Genomic DNA, 20445 nt, shown 5'->3' with positions numbered 1-20445 from the left:
AGTATTCTGTAATCCTGCCCTATGACGGAATCTGGATATGGCAAAAGTGTGTTATTGCGCAGATGACTTTGCAATGAATGCAGAAATATCTGATGCAATTATTCATTTAATTGAACAAGGTGCACTTCAAGCAACCTCATGTATGACCCAATCTGAACTATGGGAAACTGCTGCTGCCAAATTAAAACCCTTTAGCGATCAAGTTGATATCGGTTTACATTTAAATCTTACCCATGCTTTCGCTTCAAGTAATACTGTTTTTTCCTTACCCATGCTGATTTTACGTGCATGGTCTTCAAGTCTGAATCGTGAATCAATTACCCAATGTATTGAAGAACAATGGGATTTATTCGTTTCAGTCATGGGAAAGCACCCCGATTTTATTGATGGACATCAGCATATTCATCAATTTCCATTCATACGCGATATTTTGCTGCAATTGTTAAAAGAGAAAAAATTTACGGGTTGGATTCGAAATTTACAGCACCCGATAGATTTACCTCACTATCGTTTTAAGACTCGCGTGCTATCTGCACTGGGTTCTAATTCTTTAGCAAAAGCATGTCAAACATATCATTTTAATCAAAATGACCAATTTGCCGGCATCTATGATTTTAAGCAAACTGACTATGGCGAACTGAACCAGTATTGGCTTGCACATGCAAAAGACCATTTACTGATTATGTGCCATCCAGCGCTTGCAGAATCAAATGATCAAGATCCGATTCAACATGCCCGAATACAAGAATATGAATATTTCAGTTCGGATCAGTTCCAACTTGATTGTCAGCAATATGGTATCCAGCTCACTAGACTAGGGGCAATGCAATGAACACAAAACCATTTTTATCCTGCGTTGTTCCAGCCTATAACGAAGCAGAAAATTTAAAAACTTTTATTCCTGCTTTAGCAAATAGTCTAAAACAGCAAAATCTTAGCTATGAAATTATTGTTGTAGATGATGGGAGTAAAGACGACACCATTCCTATTCTACAAACAATGATTGATGATTACCCATTGGTTGTGCTTGAACTTTCACGCAACTTTGGTAAAGAGGCAGCGCTAAGTGCTGGCTTAGATCACGTAACAGGTGAAGTGACGCTACTCATTGATGCTGATTTTCAACATCCATTTGAAGCAATTCCAACCATGATTAACCTTTGGAAAAATGGTTATGACATGGTGTATGGTATTCGCAATCGTACTACTGAATCTTGGCTTAAACGTGTTTTAACCCAAGGTTACTATCGTATATTAAACTTAAGTTCTCCGATCGATATCCCTGAAAGTGCGGGCGACTTCCGTCTATTAGATGCAAAAGTTGTTGAAGCAATTAAACAATTGCCAGAAAAAAACCGCTATATGAAGGGTCTTTATGCTTGGGTTGGATTCAAAAGTATAGGCGTTAATTTTTCTGAGCAAGAACGTCAGCATGGTCGTTCTAGTTTTAACGTAAAAGCTCTCTTTAACTTAGCCATGTCAGGTCTAACTGGTTTTTCAGATTTACCTTTACGCATTTGTATTTATTTAGGCGCAATCTTAGCTTTAGGTGCTATGGGTTACGGAACATGGATTATCCTTAAAACCTTGATTGAGGGTGTTTCTGTTCCAGGTTGGGCAACACTTGTAGCAGGCATGACATTACTAGGTGGTATACAATTGCTATTTCTAGGTATTGTTGGTGAATATGTAGGTCGAATTTATGCGGAAGTAAAAAATAGACCAAAGTATATTGTTGCATCCGAACATTCTCATATTAAACAAGAAAAATCCATCACAAAGCCTGAAAATACTTTCTCAAGTTTCTAACATGTTTGCTCATATTTTTCAGCTCACGCGGTTTGCCACTACTGGTGCCGCAGCAGCACTCACCCACTATAGTGTAGCCATGCTTCTGTTTAAGAAGCATGTCGAGCTGCAATATGCCAATTTACTTGCATTTTTAGTTGCCTATTGGGTGAGCTATTTCGGGCATCGCATTTTCACTTTTAAAGCACAGCATCTTGCTCATCGTCAGACTTTACCAAAATTCACATTAGTTGCAGGCTTAGGTTTTTTATTTAATGAAAGTTTTCTTTTACTTTCAAATCTTTATTTTGACATTCCTGTTTCAACCTTAGTGTGTATTGCAATTGTTCTGACTTCTGTCGTGACTTTTTTGCTTAACCGTTTTTTTGCATTTCAACATTAAGGATTGTGTATGCAGCAATGGCTTCGTAATTCGAAATTTTTATTATTTTTTTTACCATGCTGGTTACTTGTTCTTTCTTGGATAAGACCTTTGTCAGTACCCGATGAAGGCCGCTACGGAGATATTAGCCGAGCGATGGTCGAATCTGGAGATTGGTTAACTCCACGAATCGATAGTTTACCATTTATGCATAAACCTCCATTGCTCCATTGGTTAAGTTCTATTTTTATGGAAATTTTTGGGGTGCATGTATGGGTGTTACGCTTAGTACCTGTTTTGGCCGCTACACTCACCTTAGTTAGTCTATTCTGGTTTGTAAAAAAACATATTTCAGAGCGTGTAGCGCAACTCACGGTTATTATTTTAGCGACTAACCTACTTTTTTTTGGTAGTAGTCAATATATTAACCATGACTTATTAGTAGCATCCGGGATTACATTAAGCGTTTTATGCTTTGCTGATTTCACCATTTCTGCACGAAAATCTATTTTATTTTTAGGTTATGTCGCTGGTGCAGCCGCTTTTCTAAGTAAAGGACTTATTGGTGTGCTCATTCCAGGCATGATTTTATTACCTTGGTTACTCTACACAAAACAATGGAAAAAAATACCTTCGCTTCTTAACCCATTGGCTATCTTGCTATTCTTACTTATTGTTAGTCCATGGTTGTACGCAGTACAAAGCAAATATCCTCAATTTTTACATTATTTCTTTATTGACCAACAATTTAGTCGATTCAGTTCTAAAGAATTTAATAATAAGCAACCTTGGTGCTTCTATCTGCTTATTTTGTTTATCGGTTCTTTACCTTGGTTTTTTGCGAGTAGATTTGAGTCTATTAAGTCCGTCTTTAAAGATTATAAGCAATCAGGTGTATTTGCGCTGCTTGTATGGTGGTTTATTTCTGTTACGGTTTTCTTCTCTATTCCGCCTTCTAAACTAGCAGGCTATATTTTACCTGCTGTACCACCCCTTACTATTTTCTTGGCGCTTGTGATTAATAAAGTTCTTGGAAGCAGTTATAAAACCAAATTACAGGTATGGGGTACTCCTGTATTTATTATGATTCTTGGGATTGGTATTGTGGCCACCCCACATTTTCTCCGTGCGAATCAACCATTTTTTCAACATCAAGCCATATTCATTTACACCATTGGTACACTGTTAATTGTGCTTCCACTGGTTTTAGTATGGTTATATAAAAAGCAGAAAGTGAGCTATTTAAACTATATTTTTATGAGTTTAATTGTTCTATGTAGTTCGGTTCCTTTTGCTGTTCGTATTTTAGATACTAAAAACAATGTGGGCCAAACAGATTTTGCTGAGTACATCACCCCATCTACAAAAATAGTTTTCTACAATTACTATTTTTATGATGTGCCTTTCCTTTTACAGCTTAAACAGCCTGTTTATATTGTAAATGAATGGGATAGTGTTCACTCTGATAGCGCTTCTTTAGAAATTAAAGATGGTTTATTATTTGAACCACAACTTAAAAAGTATTTGTGGAGCGAACAGCAGCTCAAAGATGCTTTATCTCAAAAGCAAGATTTGATCGTGGTAAGCCAACCTAATAATTTTGCAACTAAAGACCCGTCAGTAAAAACTTTGCATTACAGAAACTATGATGTGTTTATTTTCCATTCAGCAAAATAAATAAATCAGAAATAAAAAAGGAAGCCTGAGCTTCCTTTTTTATTTTAAAACGTTTTACTCTTCAGAAGTATCTTCATTATTAGATACAACTTCTTCACTATCGGTTTCAGTCGTATCTACTTCGCCTTCAAGAAATTCTTCTTCGTCTTCTACAGCTTCAATTGAAACTACGCCAACAAGAGTTTCTTCTTCGCTTAAACGGATGAGACGAACACCTTGAGCATTACGACCTGTCATTGCAACTTCTGCTGCACGCGTACGAACAAGCGTACCACCATCAGAAATCAACAATAACTCTTTAGTTTCATCAATAGAAACTGCACCAACTAGCTCACCGTTACGTTCACTTGTTTTAATCGCAATAACGCCCTTACCACCACGTTTCTTGGTCGGGAAATCATTTACAGGAGTACGTTTACCGTAACCGTTGGCACTCGCACACAATACTTCACCAGTCTCAGGTACAACGACAAGCGATACGATGCGGCTTACTAGACTTGAATCTGCTGAATCATCATTATCATCTGATTCATCGTTTTCAACATCTGCATCTTCTTCACTTAAGGTACTGCTTGCGAAGCTCACGCGCATACCACGTACACCTTTCGCTGTACGACCCATTGCACGTACGTCAGTTTCAGCAAAACGAATTGCTTTACCTTCGTTAGAGAACAACATGATTTGCTGATTACCATCAGTAATCGCAACACCAATTAAGGTATCTTCTTCATTCAGTTCAATAGCACGTAGACCATTTGAACGAATGTTTGCAAACTGTTCTAACTCAACACGCTTAACCGTACCAGAAGCTGTCGCCATAAACACATAGTGGTTTTCTGGGAACTCTGTTAAAGGCAAGATAGCAGTAACTGTTTCTGTTGCATCTAAAGGTAACAAGTTCACGATTGGACGGCCTTTTGCCCCACGTGATGCTTGAGGAACCTCAAATACTTTCAGACGGTACACTTTACCCACGTTGGTAAAGCAAAGTACAGTCGCGTGGTTCGATGCCACAATCAGATGTTGAATAAAGTCATCATCTTTCATAGAGGTTGCAGACTTACCACGTCCACCACGGCGCTGTGCCTGATAGTCTGAAAGTGGTTGAGTTTTTGCATAACCCGTTTGCGAAACAGTTAATACCACTTGTTCTTCTGGAATTAAATCTTCACGGCAGAAATCGACACGAGATTCAACAATTTCGGTACGACGTGCATCACCATATTGTTGTAATACTTGTGCTAACTCTTCACGAATAACACCCATCAACAAGTTGAAGTCATTTAGAATTGCAGTCAATTCAGCAATTTGACCCAAAATTTCAGTATATTCTGCGTGTAACTTGTCTTGTTCTAGACCTGTTAAACGGTGTAAACGTAATTCTAAAATTGCGCCTACTTGTGTCGGAGATAGACGATAAATTGAATCGCTTAAACCAAATGGACGATTTGGATCTTCACCTTCAATTTCATCTGGACGAACAGAAATAGCACCTGCTTTTTCAAGTAATGAAATAACACCACCACCTGCCCACTCACCAGCAAGTAAACGCTCACGCGCTTCAGCAGGGTTAGCAGAAGTTTTGATGGTTTCAATAATTTCATCAATATTTGCTAAGGCAACTGTCAAACCTTCCAAGATATGACCACGTTCACGTGCTTTACGTAATTCGAACATGGTACGGCGTGTCACAACTTCTTGGCGGTGACGAAGAAATGCCGCAATAATATCTTTCAGATTCATCAATTTTGGCTGTCCATTGTCTAGACAAACCATGTTGATGCTGAATGAGTTTTCAAGCTGGGTATTTAAGAATAAGTTATTTACAACGACTTCTGCGTTTTCACCGCGTTTTAAGTCAATTGCAATACGCATACCGTCTTTGTCAGACTCATCACGAAGCTCTGAAATACCTTCAAGTTTTTTCTCTTTAACTAACTCAGCAATACGTTCAATCACTCTTGCTTTGTTGACTTGATATGGAATTTCAGTAAAGACGATGGTTGTACGACCTGTCTTTTCATCTTCTTCGAAATGGTATTTACCGCGAATGTGTAAACGACCTTTACCTGTACGGTAGGCATCAACAATACCTGATTTACCGTAAATAATACCGCCTGTAGGGAAGTCAGGACCGGTAATGTATTCCATCAATCCTTCAATCGAGATATTCGGATTATCAGCATAAGCCAAACATGCATTCACAACTTCTGTCATGTTGTGTGGTGCCATGTTGGTTGCCATACCTACAGCAATACCCGCAGCACCATTAATTAACAAGTTTGGAACGCGTGTCGGAAGTACCTGAGGAATACGTTCTGAACCGTCGTAGTTATCTTCCCAGTCAACTGTGTCTTTTTCTAAATCTGCAAGAAGCTCATGTGCCAGCTTAGTCATACGGACTTCGGTATAACGCATCGCCGCGGCACTATCACCATCGATCGAACCGAAGTTACCCTGACCATCAACCAATAAATAACGTAAGCTAAAGTCTTGAGCCATACGAACAATGGTTTCATAAACAGCTGAGTCACCATGCGGGTGATATTTACCGATTACGTCCCCAACGACACGAGCAGATTTCTTGTAGGCTTTGTTATAGTCATTGCCCAATTCGTGCATGGCATAAAGCACACGACGGTGAACAGGTTTAAGACCGTCTCTCACATCCGGCAATGCACGAGATACGATTACACTCATTGCGTAATCTAAATATGAATGCTTGAGTTCGTCCTCAATGGCAATCGGTCGGATTTCCGATACGCTCATGCATACTCCTTCTTACAGATAGATATTTCTATCCGTTTATATGTCTTGATCTTGCAAAAAATTTAGTTCCGGAAAGTGAACTAAAATCGAAAAAAATATAGCTGTATACTATAGCATAAAAGCACTTTGTAATGTGCGGAATCTACACTGCCAATCTAGTGATATTTGTATAATTTAATTGCATATTATTCTTATCATATCGCCATAACGTGCATGGTCTTGTCTTCATAAAACTATGTGATTTTTATTCTATAAAAATCAAACCTCAAATGAGATACAAGTCTCAATTATGCATTTCATATTACTATTTCCAATAAAAAAACCCTTAGTAAAACTAAGGGTTTTTAACTTCAATCAGTACAGATTAAAGCTTAGATACCAATTCAGGTACTACAGCGTTCAAATCACCAACTAACCAGTAGTCAGCAACGCTGTTGATTGGTGCTTCTTCGTCTTTGTTGATTGCAACAATAACTTTAGAATCTTTCATACCAGCCAAGTGCTGGATCGCACCAGAAATACCTACAGCAATGTAAAGCTCAGGCGCAACGATTTTACCAGTTTGACCAACTTGGAAATCGTTAGGTACGAAGCCTGCATCAACTGCTGCACGTGAAGCACCTTGTGCTGCACCAAGCTTGTCAGCTAATGGATCAAGTACTTTGTGATAGTTCTCACCAGAACCTACACCACGACCACCAGATACAACAATACGAGCAGCTGTTAATTCTGGACGATCAAGTTTAACGATTTCTTCAGATACAAACTTAGAAATGCCTGCATCTTTTACTTCGCCAACTGTTTCAATCGTAGCAGAACCACCTTCCGCAGCAACTGGATCAAATGCTGTACCACGAACAGTACCAACAATGATTGCTTCGTCAGATTGAACAGTTGCAATTGCATTACCAGCGTAGATTGGACGCTTGAATGTGTTCGCAGATTCAACAGAAATAATGTCTGTGATCATACTAACATCAAGAAGTGCAGCAACACGTGGAAGAATGTTCTTACCAGTAGTGGTAGAAGCAGCTAAAACGTATTTGTAACCTTTAGCTAAGTCAGCAACTAAGCCAGCTACGTTTTCAGCTAATTGGTTTGCATAAGCCGCGTTGTCAGCAAGCAATACTTTGCTTACGCCAGCAACTTTAGCAGCAGCGTCAGCAACTGCTTGAGCGCCTGAACCAGCAACTAATACAGTAATATCACCACCGATTTTTTGTGCTGCAGCAACAACGTTTAAAGTAGCACCGTTAAGTGTTTGGTTGTTGTGATCAGCGATAACTAAAATACTCATGATTTTATCCTTCCGTATTAGATCACTTTCGCTTCATTTTTCAATTTTTCTACAAGCTCATCTACAGATTTCACTTGTACGCCAGCTTTACGTTCTGCTGGAGCTTCAACTTTAACAGTTTTAAGCTTAGTACCAGCTGTAACACCGTAATCAGCAGGAGATTTAGTATCAAGCGGTTTTTTACGAGCTTTCATAATGTTAGGCAATGCTGCATAACGTGGCTCGTTTAAACGCAAGTCAGTTGTAATGATTGCAGGAAGTGCAAGCTCAACAGTTTGTAAACCACCGTCGATTTCACGAGTCACTTGTACTTTACCGCCATCTACTTTCACTTCAGAAGCGAACGTACCTTGACCAGCACCTAATAATGCGCCAAGCATTTGACCTACTTGGTTAGAGTCATCATCAATTGCTTGTTTACCAAGAAGGATAAGTTCTGGTTTTTCAGCATCAACAACACCTTTTAAGATTTTAGCAACTTCTAAAGCGCCAATTTCGTCAGTGGTTTCAACTAAAATACCGCGGTCTGCACCCAAAGCCATTGCAGAACGGATTTGTTCTTGAGCTTCTTTAGGGCCAACAGAAACAACAACGATTTCTGATACTGTTCCTTTTTCTTTTAAGCGAACCGCTTCTTCCACTGCGATTTCACAAAATGGGTTGATTGACATTTTAACGTTGGTAAGGTCAACCCCACTATTGTCCGGCTTAACACGAACTTTAACGTTGGCATCAACCACGCGTTTTACAGCAACAAGAGCCTTCATGTAATCCTCGGCTGTTCTAGCAAAAGTAAATGTTGAGAAAAGTATATTAACTCTTCGATTAAAATTTTTTAGGTACCCTATCTTGCAATGTGTTTGGCATTTCGGTCAAGTCACAATTTTCTGGAACAGTACAAAAAAAATGAAATCATCAGTTCATAAAAAAAATTTTATACATGATTACCCTCTATTTTATTCTTTTTAAAGTCTATTTTATACATTGATTTTTATTATCTTTTTATTTTATTTACCTTATTAGTAAGAAGCATAAGCACGGTGTAAAAGACTCAAAATTTGTCGTTTTCAGGCTATATATGCTGACAAATTGTGCAAAGATCAAAATGGTCAATTGGGTAATTTCACCCTTTTTCTTTATACAAATTTGTAAATAAATACAAATGATCTCTACATTCACCTTATTTAGTGCAATCAAAGTCGCGTATTGATAAATAATTTAACTTAAATGACTTAATGCTTGGTCGCTCGCGGATGAGCTTGATCATACACTTGAGCCAAATGATCAAAATCGATATGCGTATAAATTTGCGTAGTCGATAAATTGCTATGGCCTAACATTTCTTGGACTGAACGCAAATCACCGCTACTCGATAACATATGGCTGGCGAAACAATGTCGAAGTAAATGCGGATGTAAATCGACATTTACACCGGCTCTTTGTGCCTGAAGTTTTACACGTTTCTCGATTTGCCGTGGAGTGAGTACACCACCACGCTGTGAAATAAATACAAAAGCATTTTGATCAAAATGCCCTTTCCAGATTTTATAAATTTTGAGCCAGTTCAATAGACTTTCTTTTGCCTTTTTCCCAAACGGGACAATACGGGTTTTATTTCCTTTACCCGTAATACGAACAAGATGACGATTAAAATCGATATCTTTAATTGTGAGGCCTTGTAGTTCTGCGAGTCGTAAACCACTTGAATACAGTAGTTCCAACATGGCTTTGTCTCTTAACCAAAGCTGCTGATCAATTGGTTTTTCCGGCATGGGTTGATCTAAAATTTGATTAACCGTTTCTATGTCGATCATGCCCGGCAAGGGTCTAGGCTGGCGTTTTAACTTAAAATCGTCAGTGGGATTAATTTCTAGATATTTGCCCTGTTCAGCCCATTTCATAAACTGACGAATAGAAGTGAGATGACGCTGCATGCTACTTGCGCTTAACTGGTCTTGCTCAACACGTTGAGCTAGATATTCACGTAAATCTGAAGCTTCAACATTTTTTAAATCAATTTTTTTTGAGTCACAGAACTCAAGAAAGCTTTTCACATCTCGCTCATAAGCCGTGATTGTATGCTCAGACTGATTTTGAATTTTTCTTTCTTTTAACCACATCGAGAGCAGTTGTAATGCAAAATCCAAATTGCTCTCCATTTATTTGCCCATTTTTTTTTGAGTGTACCAAAAACTAATTGATCATGAAAATTTCATATCGCACAGCATAATGAATCTAACTTATATATTACACTTCACTTTAAGTATTCGTCGGAACCTTGCTGTCATGACTACCATACTCATTCCCTACTTAATTGCCATTACTTTACTTACGCTTACTCCTGGCTTAGATACGACTTTAATTATTCGTACCGCTACACTTGAGGGTAAATCTAAAGCGTTCCAAGCAGCTCTAGGAATTAGTCTTGGCTGTATTGCTTGGGGAGTTGTCGTGGCCTGCGGTTTAGGCGCTCTACTTATGGCATCTGATTTAGCTTTTAATATTCTAAAATGGATGGGAGCTGCTTATCTCGCATGGCTTGGTTTAAATATGATTTTAAAACCACGTAGCCGACTCGCAGATATGCAAGAAAATAATTCCAATCGCTCTACTTCAGAGAATTGGTTTATCAAAGGTTTCTTTGGCAATTTACTCAATCCTAAAGTTGGCATTTTCTATATTTCATTTCTTCCGCAATTCATTCCAGCGCAAGCATCGGCTATTACTTGGGTAATGGGACTTGTGATGATTCATGTGGTGATTGGAATAATATGGTCAAGTCTATTAATTTTAGCCATGCAACCACTTTCACGTTATTTAAAACAACCTAAATTTGTAAAATATATGGACCGGATTACAGGCAGTATTTTTATGTTGTTCGCATTGAAATTAGCTTTCAGTAAGAGATAACTTTAAAAAAAGCGTGCTAACGCATAGCACGCTAAATAATAGCTAAAGATTTACATGAAGTTTTTTAAGTAGTTTTCTATTTGGACTGCAACTTCATCGGCATGTTTTTCTGCTAATTGATGGTCCCCATCTTTCACAACATATAAAGTCGACTTTTCAAACTTTTGATTTAAATATTGGCCCACCGAAACTGGACTTACCGGATCTTTATCATCCCAGATTAATAAAGTTTCAACATTTATATCCACTAAAAACTCTTCATAGTTAACATTAGTGGTAACAAACCAATCTGGATATTTTAAAAATGTTTGCCGGTATGCTTCACGCCAGTCTTGCACATTAAATCGTTTAAGGTTGATTCCACCAGAAGTTGCAATTAAGACCAACCCTTTCACCAAATGAGGTTTTTGTAGCGCTGCGGCAACGGCAAAAATCCCACCCATAGATTGGGCAACAATGATAGATTCTTCATTAATTTGATCGACCACATAATTTGTTAGGTCTTCAAAGTTTTTGATCTCAAGAGATTCTGGTGTATCACCGAAACTGGGGTAACCAATAATTTTTGTACGGTATTGCTGAGGTAATTTTTCAATTAAAGGATGCCAAAATGCAGTACTGCCTGACGCACCGGGTAAGAAAATTAAATTATTCATATTTTTATAAGGTAATGAAATTAAAAAATTATTGTACATATAAAAGAAAGCCTCTTTTATCATTTTAACTGATGAAAAGAGGCTTCTATTTAGGCTAAGCGATTAACCTTGGAAATAACGTAAATCCAAACGCCCATCATATACATGGGTTGTTGGACCAGTCATCCAAACAACATCACCTTCTTGCCATTCAATTTGTAGCTTACCGCCGGCAAGTTCAACTTCAACTGAGTTCGCAAGTAAGCCACGGCGCATACCACTTACCGCAGCAGCACATGCCCCTGTACCACAAGCGAGTGTTTCACCAACACCACGTTCAAATACACGTAAGCGAACATGTTTTTCATCAATTACTTGCATAAAACCAGCATTCACACGTTCAGGGAATCGTTGATGTGATTCAACTTGTGGGCCAATACCTGCTACATCAGCAGTGAGTACGTCTGGAACAATAGTGACCGCGTGTGGGTTACCCATGTTGACCACATCAATACTAATGTTTTGGTCATTTGCTAACTCAAGGGTATATAAAGCTTCTGGTTGCTCAGCAATGAATGGAATTTCATTTGGTAGAAACTTTGGGTAGCCCATATTTACGCGCACCCAACCATTTTGCCCAAGCTCTGGCTTTACAATACCTGCTTTGGTTTGTACGGTAATGTTGGTTTTATTGGTTAAATGACGTTCATGTACAAAACGAGCGAAACAACGTACGCCATTACCACACTGTTCAACCTCAGAACCATCTGCATTGAAAATGCGATATTTAAAGTCAGCTTCTGGTAAATCTGGTGGCTCAACAATTAAAAGCTGGTCAAAACCAACACCAAAGTGTCGATCTGCCAAACGTTGAATGGTTGCCGTATCTAAGTAAGCTCTTTGGCTAATCAGGTCAACCACCATAAAGTCATTGCCTAGGCCATGCATTTTGGTAAATTCTAATAACATCTCATTTACTCCTCAGGCAATAAACGTTCTTTTTCCCAAAGCGACTCAACCGTTTCACGTTCACGAATTAAATAGCTCTTTTCACCTGATACCATAACTTCTGCTGCACGGCCACGCGTGTTGTAATTTGAACTCATGACAAAGCCATAAGCCCCTGCACCGAGTACAGCCAACAAGTCATTTTCTTGCAATGCGAGTGAGCGGTCTTTACCAATAAAGTCACCTGTCTCACAAATCGCACCAACGAGGTCCCATACTTTTTCTTCTGTATCGGTACGTGGTACAACAGGCTGAATATCCATCCAAGCTTCATATAAAGCAGGACGAATCAAATCATTCATTGCTGCATCAATAATGGCAAAGTTGCGATGACTTGTTGGCTTCAGTAAATCAACTTTGGTTAAAAGCACACCCGCATTTGCACTAATGCTACGACCCGGCTCCATGTAAACCTTGAGACCTAGTTTTTCTAAAGCTGGTTTCATAGAGTTTGCATATTCTTCAACACTTGGCGGTGTTTCATCTTTATAGCAAACCCCTAAACCGCCACCGATATCAATATGTTTAAGATTGATACCAAGTTTTTTCAACTCATCAATCATCAGCATGACACGGTCTAAAGCATCAACAAACGGTTTAGTTTCAGTGAGCTGTGAACCAATGTGGCAGTCAATACCTACAATTTCAAGGTTAGGTAAAGAAGCTGCGTATTGATAGGTTTCATAAACGGTATCACTTGGAATACCAAATTTATTTTCTTTTAAACCAGTTGAAATATAAGGATGCGTTTTTGCATCGACATCTGGATTTACACGTAATGAAACAGGCGCTTTTTTACCTAAGCGAGCAGCTACTTTTTGAATACGGTCTAACTCTGCATAAGACTCGACATTAAAACAAGCAATACCTACATTGAGTGATGTTTCAATATCTACTTCAGTTTTACCTAAACCTGAAAATACGATTTTAGAAGCATCCCCACCCGCTTTTAAAACACGAGCCAGCTCACCACCAGACACAATGTCAAAACCCGCACCAAGTTTTGCCAAGACACTAAGAACAGCCAAGTTTGAGTTAGACTTCACCGCAAAACAGATTTGATGATCAATAAAGTCAAAGGCACGGTCCATATCTAAATAATGTTTTTCAAAAGCTGTTTTTGAATAAACATATAACGGTGTGCCAAATTGCTGCGCAAGCTGCTCTAGAGAACATTGCTCTGCATGCAATACTCCATTAATGCTGGTGAAACTCATGAATGTGTCCTTATTTCAAAGCTTAAGGTGAAGTTGTTTGGGTTGGAGCTGATGATGACTCGACTGGCTGTTCAGCCTTTTCATCCTTTTGCACAACTTGTTTTGATTCTTTATTACGATAGAGCAAGTATTTTGCACGGTTGTCATAATTTGGATCAGAAGGTAGCTGTAATGCTCCTGACTGACCGCAAGCTGTAAGCAAAATACTGCTGCTCAATAAACTGATGAGGCAAATGACACGAAGCATCTGAGCACCTGATTTAAACAATTCGATGCAGTATACCGTGATTCCATAACAAGCCAAACAGATTACAAAGAGATTTTTTAAGAATAAAAAACAGACAAACAGTTCTCCTATTTGTCTGCACAAGATTTGATAAAATTAAGCAGCTTTTATCTGTCGGGTAATCAACTCATCCTGAATTTGCTCATCTTGACTCAATAAAAGTACCTTACTTAAAATCAAACTTAACATTGCATCATCTTCAAAAGGTAAAAATAGATGTGATTGTTTCGATTTTTCTACTGTTTTTTCAGGCACAATACATAAATATTGGTCATTTGGTGACATAAAGATATGCCCTGTTGTCAAATGAATTTTATATTGTTTAACTTTCCCATCAACATAAATAAATTGCTCATCTAAACGACATTGTCCAGCAATCGGCAATTTAGACACGATTAAATCTAAGGCATCATGACGGGCTTGTACCACCTGACTTTTTGAAGGTTGGCGATAAACATTATGATAATATTGTTGCATCTCATCAGGGAAACCTGATAATTCCAGAGATAAATCTAAACCAATTGAACAGCCTTGAATAAAGTAATCAACATCTCGCATAGCTTCGCTAAAGACTAATTTAGGCATATCCACAAAATTTAAACTTTTTCCTTGTCGAGAAAAATAAATCTCTTGTGTCTTAATATATAAATAGACCCCATTTGAACCAACTAACTCATTACCCTGTGGTGTTTCTATATTCAAAATAGCTTGAATATCAGCTTCTACAAAATGGCGTACCGGAACATTCCAATTATCCCAACCACCTTGAATGTCATAATGCCATTTTCGTCCATTTGCAATCGCTTTAAATTGAGACTGTTTCAGGTAATGATAAGCAAAACGTAAAGATTTGATCTCAGCATTGATTTCCGCAGGTGTTAAAACATAAACCTCTCTAAACGCCTGCTTAAAACTTTGTAATATTTCTCGTTCAGCTAAAAATACTCGCCATGCTTTTACTTCATCAGAATTTGAATCGATTGGATGCCATAAACTTAATGTGACAACCTGTTCAGGTTGAATATCTAATATTTCAGCTTGTGCATTTAACCATTGCCCATGAATATACATTGCATGAACTGTTTGATCTGCAATATGTAATTTCCATATTAATTTTTGCGCTAGCCAACCTAATAAACCATGATTTAAAATATAAGTTTGCCAAAAGTTATAGTCCCACTGACGTTGACTAATCATGGCATCTTCTAAACGTAAACTTTCTACATTTAATACATCAGAAACTAGTTTTACCTGTTTTTTTAAGTCTTTAACACTACTTGATGTTTTAAAACCTTTAGGTTCTTTATCTATATATTGTTGTGTTTGTGCTTCATAAATCAAAATGTCACAGCGTTTGTCACTCATACATTGCAACACTAGATCGTAATCTGACCATCGTGTAGTGTGTATCGATTTGCCTTGTTCAAATTCAAAATCTTCGCAAACTACATCTTTAAGCTGTTCTATAGTTAGATTATTCTCTTGTGCAACATCATTTAAAGCTTGTCGAATGACTTTCTGTCCTAGTTCATAACGAATTTTCTTTTGCAGAAAACTCAACTTGGCTAAACCAGCAAAACCTTTTTTAGACAAAATAAATAAGCAAATATTGCCAACCACCGCACTTGCTGCACCTACACCATAAATTTTACGATAACAAAATTGTGCAAATTGAGTGACCAGTTCTAAAAATTCTTTTTGCTCATTTGGTAAAAATAAACCAAACCACAATAAACCTTTTAATGTATTTTCATTTTTTGAATCAAATGGGCGAGTATCTTTAGGGGATTGCTTTATGATCAACTCAATCCAATGAATCACATTTTCCTGATAGCTATTTTTCACCGAAGTATTAAAAATCTTTTCGGCTTGTTTTAACCATTTTTGACTTGGTTTTTTTGAGCTTGTACTGTCAATATGCTGCCACAATGCCAGCCAATCGGCTTTTTCTTGTCCTTGTAATGCCTCAAATTCAGTTTGTAACTCATTTGCCCAATGAACAGATCGTTGATTACCCCCCATTGTAAAAATTGAAACAGAGGCTGAAAAATTTGAAAATGGTAATTGATAATGTTCAAAGATAAATTGACTCTTATCTTGTCCATTTTCAACACTCATTTTTTGAATTTTAGCCTGAACAATTAGATCATCTATTTGTTGTTGTATATGTTCTAAACGTTTAGAGGTAAAACCAACAATTACACATTCCCTTAAATTAAAATCTACTTTATTTTCAATAACATGAATTAAATCTTGAGTGATATTGTTATTTTTCCCTAAAAATTTAAACGCATCAACAATATATTTAACAAGGTCATTTTCCCAATAAATTTTTTTACGAATTAGATTAAAATGAACGAGAAACTTTAATAGAATATCTGCTCGAAAAAATATTTTTCTTTGTTCCTTATGCTTGATTAACTCATTACAAAAATTGTTGATAACACTATTACGATAACCTGTTTGAGTAGTAATCTGTTGGATAAATAAATCGGCAACCTGATGAGGATTATTATTAAGTATTTCATTCAATTGTACATGTGTAAGCATATTTTTTTTCCTTAAAACTTAACCGCCCACTAATGGGATTAAACGTATAAATTGAATCAGTGAATGTTCTGTAATAGCAAAATTTTGATCTAAATATTGGATTTGTTGATCATCTACCAATACTAAAAAACGTTTTTTTTTAAATGATTCTATTGCCTGGTCAACTTGTTGTTCTATATTTAATTGCTCAAACCAAGCATTTTTTTGCTGCATATTTAGGCTTTTTTCATATTGATCAAGTTGATGATCAGCAACATTAACTTTATGCTGACATTGCCAAGCCAGAAGTCTTGCCTGAATTTGTTGCCGAAATAAATCAACTAAAGTCATATACTGACTTTTAAGCTGTAAATGCATATATTTTTCAACCACCCCAGTCATAGATTGTTTTTGCAATTCAATACTATACATATATTCCCCCATATTGTATTTATTGCTTTAAGTGTAGCATTTTTTCTTATTAGGCTAGATTAATTCATTTATACAAACGACATAAACTGTCGCTAAAATATAAAAACGCCAGCTTTAAAGCTGGCGTTTAGTCATAAACAAATAAATTTAATTATTTTTTATGACGCGGTTTATAGAAGAAGAAATAACCAATGATCAAGATAACAAACCAGATTGGACTGACTTTCAGTGCTTTAAACGTGTCTGGCTCTAAAGACAACACGTAGATCATGCCCACAAAGAAAATAATCGTGATCCAACAGGTAAATAACCCACCCGGCAATTTAAATGTTGATTTGGCATGCAGTTCAGGACGCGTCGTGTAATAAAGAATGTAGCTCCAGATAATCAGTAACCATACGCAAATGAACAAAATGGTTGAAAGTGTTGTTGCGAGTGTAAAAGCTTCCACTGTATTTGGTACAAAATACTGTAATGCCGCACCTAACAATAAACACGCAGCAGAGAAATACAATGCATTTGCAGGTACTGCACGTCTGTTTAATTTACCAAAAGCTTTCGGTCCTTGATCTTCACGAGATAAACCAAACAACATACGGCTTGTTGAGAATACACCGCTGTTCATTGACGACATCACCGATGACAGTACCACTAAGTTCATCAAGATTGCTGCCGCTGCAATACCCGCTTGGCTAAACAAGTTTACAAATGGACTGATTGCCGGATCAATTCTGTTCCACGGCGTTACCGACATTACAATAAGCAATGCCAATACGTAGAAAATAATAATACGAACTGGAATTGAGTTGATCGCTTTAGGCAAGTTACGCTCAGGGTCTTTGGTTTCAGCAGCAGTTGTGCCGACAAGTTCTACACCAACGAAAGCAAAGATTGCAATCTGGAAGCCAGCCAAGAAGCCATGCACCCCTGTTGGGAAGAACCCACCATTTGCCCACAAGTGAGTAAATGAAGCCACCTCGCCCGTACTAGAAGTAAAGCCGGTAAAGATCATCCACAGACCCACTGCAATTAAAATAATAATCGCAAGAATCTTAATAAGCGCAAACCAGAACTCTAACTCACCAAATAGACGTACAGTTAATAGGTTCAAGCCCATAATAAATACAATAGCGGCAACACTAATCATTGCACCTTCCATAGGTGAGAAAGGCTGCCCGTTATTGAAGAATTGTAAGTAGTAGATAATTGCAGAAAGATCGGCGATACCAATCGTGATCCAACACAACCAATAGGTCCACCCCACAAAATAACCAGCCCATGGGCCAATTAAATCTGTGGTGAAGTCAATAAATGATTTATAAGACAGATTTGACAGGAGTAATTCGCCAAGCGCACGCATGACAAAAAACACCATCACACCAATAATCAAATAAATGAATAAGATAGATGGGCCGGCAAGACTAATCGTTTTACCTGACCCCATGAATAAACCAGTACCGATGGCACCACCAATTGCAATCAGCTGTAAATGCCGATTGGAAAGACTACGATGGAGCTCACCTTGTTCATGAGGGTCGCTCAGATTTTGATTCGACATTTTATGAATACACTCCAGTAATTTTTTTAGTCCGTTAGCTAAATTCAAATCAAAAAGACGATATCGCACCATTTGCAGGTATCTTTTAAATGTATATTTTTTGATAACTTTTCAGCTAACCAATTTTTGTCTGTATTGCTGATGATTTCAAGCTACATACCCTTATGGCCGATAATACGCACAACCCTATAGCAATACAACGCACTTTTTTGGAACATGCAGTTTCTTATTTAATGATCACTCTCATATAAAAAAAGGTGGTCAATATGACCACCTTTTATAGGTTATGTTATCTCTAAAATTTAACTACCTGTTTTTTTCAACTGCTCATCTATTTCTTGTTTTTTCTTCAAGCGTTCTTCCCAGAATGTCGCATTTTTAATTCCTAATTTAATAGGATCAAATGTGTACTCTTTTACTCCAGCTTTTTGTTGTTCTTCGTAATCTTTCAGTGCTTTAATCGTTGGTTTATAAATAAAGTAAGTGACTACGATACCAATAATATTAATCCATGCCATTAAACCTACACCAATATCACCAATACCCCAGATATAGCCTGTTGCGCTAAGCAAACCATAGCCTACAGCAAGAATGATTGAACATTTCACAATAAATAATAGTGATGGTGATTTTGTAATGTAGCTTAAGTAAGCAAGATTTGTTTCTGCGATATAGTAATAAGCTACGATAGTGGTGAAAGCGAAGAAAAATACGGCTAAAGCGACAAAGATCTGACCAAAACTACCAAAAATAGTGCTCACTGCTAATTGCGTAAATGCTGGTGAACCAATTTCAGTCGATGCGGGAACATTTTGAACAAGGAATTGACCTGCTTCTAAAGCCCCCTGAACATTATATTGGCTTGTCATTAAAATCATAAATGCAGTAGCAGAACAAACAATTATACTATCAAAGTGAATTGAAAAAGATTGTACTAAACCTTGTTGAGCTGGATGTTGAACTTCTGCTGCCGCTGCTGCGTGTGGACCTGTTCCTTGCCCTGCCTCATTGGCATAAACACCACGTTTTACCCCCCAACCAATTGCGGCACCAAGACCCGCCATTGGAGTAAATGCATCTGTAAAAATCAGGCTTAATACTTTTGGAAGATCTGAGATGTTAACCACAACAATGATAACAGCCATGAGGAAATAACCAATTGCCATGAAAGGTACAACCAGTTCAGCAAACTGAGCAATTCGTTTAATCCCACCAAATATGAGGATAGCAAGCAAACCAATTACGACAACTAAAGAAACAAGTTTATAAACACCTACATCACCAAAAACAATTGCACCTTCACCAGTAATCTGAGTAAAAGCTTTTCCTACTGCATTTGCTTGAATACCCGGTAAAAACAAACCACAAGCAACAATTGCAGCAATAGCAAATACAATTCCCAACCAACGTTGACCCAATCCTCTGTCAAAATAAAAAGCAGGACCACCACGATATTGTCCCTGATACTCAACTTTATAAAGTTGACCCAGTGTTGACTCTACATAAGCTGTACCAGCACCAAAGAATGCAACCATCCACATCCAAAAAACTGCACCGGGTCCACCAAAACCAATTGCTGCTGCAACACCCGCAATATTACCGACACCAATACGACCAGCTAAAGATACTGATAAAGCTTGAAATGATGAGACTCCCTGTTCTGAAGAAGTACCTTTTATTAATAGTCTGGCCATTTCTTTAATTTGGCGGACTTGAACAAATCGTGTCAAAATAGAAAAGAATAAGCCGACGCCTAAGCATAAGTAAATCAGCGCCTTACTCCATATAATACTATTAACCCAATCAACAATTTCTGCTGCACTCATAGATATCAACCTTTGTATTTTTTAAATACAATACTCATATTATTTTGTTCATTTTCACTTCAGCAATATCCATGCCATACTTATAATAAACAGTGAGATATACACCTTAGTAAAAATACCTTCCTTGGGAA

17 protein-coding genes are annotated in these 20445 nt (G+C 37.5%); 5 read left to right on the top strand and 12 right to left on the bottom strand.

The features are described 5' to 3' along the window. Positions 1–37: 37 nt before the first annotated feature. From NE363_RS04490 to NE363_RS04475, 4 genes are read left to right on the top strand one after another with little or no spacing between them, the layout of a single operon-like run. Complete coding sequence (locus tag NE363_RS04490; protein WP_346788858.1) at positions 38–832, top strand: ChbG/HpnK family deacetylase; 795 nt, start codon at positions 38–40, stop codon at positions 830–832. After that, a complete protein-coding gene (locus tag NE363_RS04485) occupies positions 829–1809 on the top strand; it encodes a glycosyltransferase family 2 protein (RefSeq protein ID WP_019457303.1) in 981 nt (326 codons plus the stop codon). The genes NE363_RS04490 and NE363_RS04485 overlap by 4 nt, the downstream gene beginning before the upstream one ends. Before the next feature lies 1 nt (position 1810). After that, positions 1811–2191, top strand: coding sequence for a GtrA family protein (locus NE363_RS04480; RefSeq protein ID WP_019457304.1), 381 nt, complete (start codon positions 1811–1813; stop codon positions 2189–2191). Between the two features lie 9 nt (positions 2192–2200). After that, complete coding sequence (locus NE363_RS04475) at positions 2201–3847, top strand: ArnT family glycosyltransferase (RefSeq protein ID WP_445535914.1); 1647 nt, start codon at positions 2201–2203, stop codon at positions 3845–3847. A gap of 54 nt (positions 3848–3901) precedes the next feature. Here NE363_RS04475 and gyrA read toward each other — a convergent pair whose 3' ends face one another. From gyrA to xerC, 4 genes are all read right to left on the bottom strand, one after another. Beyond that, a complete protein-coding gene (gyrA, locus tag NE363_RS04470; RefSeq protein WP_445535913.1) occupies positions 3902–6616 on the bottom strand; it encodes a DNA gyrase subunit A in 2715 nt (904 codons plus the stop codon). A gap of 364 nt (positions 6617–6980) precedes the next feature. After that, positions 6981–7913, bottom strand: coding sequence for an electron transfer flavoprotein subunit alpha/FixB family protein (locus tag NE363_RS04465; protein ID WP_348888392.1), 933 nt, complete (start codon positions 7911–7913; stop codon positions 6981–6983). 17 nt (positions 7914–7930) lie between these two features. Then, positions 7931–8680: an electron transfer flavoprotein subunit beta/FixA family protein gene (locus tag NE363_RS04460; RefSeq protein WP_004699812.1), complete on the bottom strand. Its 750-nt coding sequence runs from the start codon at positions 8678–8680 to the stop codon at positions 7931–7933. A gap of 465 nt (positions 8681–9145) precedes the next feature. Beyond that, positions 9146–10033, bottom strand: coding sequence for a tyrosine recombinase XerC (gene xerC / locus NE363_RS04455; protein ID WP_077169680.1), 888 nt, complete (start codon positions 10031–10033; stop codon positions 9146–9148). Positions 10034–10199: 166 nt separating this feature from the next. Between xerC and NE363_RS04450 the strand changes: the two genes are divergently transcribed. After that, complete coding sequence (locus tag NE363_RS04450) at positions 10200–10823, top strand: LysE family translocator (RefSeq protein WP_445535912.1); 624 nt, start codon at positions 10200–10202, stop codon at positions 10821–10823. A 50-nt stretch (positions 10824–10873) separates the two neighbouring features. On the opposite strand, the gene NE363_RS04445 is transcribed toward NE363_RS04450, so the two are convergent. From NE363_RS04445 to NE363_RS04410, 8 genes are all read right to left on the bottom strand, one after another. Further along, positions 10874–11479: an alpha/beta fold hydrolase gene (locus NE363_RS04445; protein WP_445536355.1), complete on the bottom strand. Its 606-nt coding sequence runs from the start codon at positions 11477–11479 to the stop codon at positions 10874–10876. 102 nt (positions 11480–11581) lie between these two features. Then, positions 11582–12427, bottom strand: coding sequence for a diaminopimelate epimerase (dapF, locus tag NE363_RS04440; RefSeq protein ID WP_019457312.1), 846 nt, complete (start codon positions 12425–12427; stop codon positions 11582–11584). 5 nt (positions 12428–12432) lie between these two features. Further along, complete coding sequence (lysA, locus tag NE363_RS04435; RefSeq protein WP_445535911.1) at positions 12433–13683, bottom strand: diaminopimelate decarboxylase; 1251 nt, start codon at positions 13681–13683, stop codon at positions 12433–12435. A 22-nt stretch (positions 13684–13705) separates the two neighbouring features. Further along, positions 13706–13930 carry an LPS translocon maturation chaperone LptM gene (gene lptM, locus NE363_RS04430; RefSeq protein WP_068936861.1) on the bottom strand — a complete coding sequence of 75 codons (225 nt, stop codon included), beginning with the start codon at positions 13928–13930 and terminating at the stop codon, positions 13706–13708. Between the two features lie 135 nt (positions 13931–14065). Further along, a complete protein-coding gene (locus NE363_RS04425; RefSeq protein ID WP_445535910.1) occupies positions 14066–16519 on the bottom strand; it encodes a DUF4132 domain-containing protein in 2454 nt (817 codons plus the stop codon). Positions 16520–16537: 18 nt separating this feature from the next. Next, the gene (locus NE363_RS04420) at positions 16538–16930 is read right to left on the bottom strand and encodes a hypothetical protein (protein ID WP_445535909.1); all 393 of its coding nucleotides are present in this window, start codon (positions 16928–16930) and stop codon (positions 16538–16540) included. Positions 16931–17081: 151 nt separating this feature from the next. Further along, complete coding sequence (locus NE363_RS04415) at positions 17082–18488, bottom strand: amino acid permease (RefSeq protein WP_445535908.1); 1407 nt, start codon at positions 18486–18488, stop codon at positions 17082–17084. A gap of 302 nt (positions 18489–18790) precedes the next feature. Continuing rightward, entirely contained in the window at positions 18791–20314 is a 1524-nt protein-coding gene (locus tag NE363_RS04410; protein WP_445535907.1) for an alanine/glycine:cation symporter family protein, read from the bottom strand. Between the last annotated feature and the right edge of the window lie 131 nt (positions 20315–20445).

It is taken from the genome of Acinetobacter sp. G18 (assembly GCF_052660225.1).
Note: the sequence above shows the minus strand (reverse complement) of the source record. Positions and strands in the feature narration are given on the sequence as shown.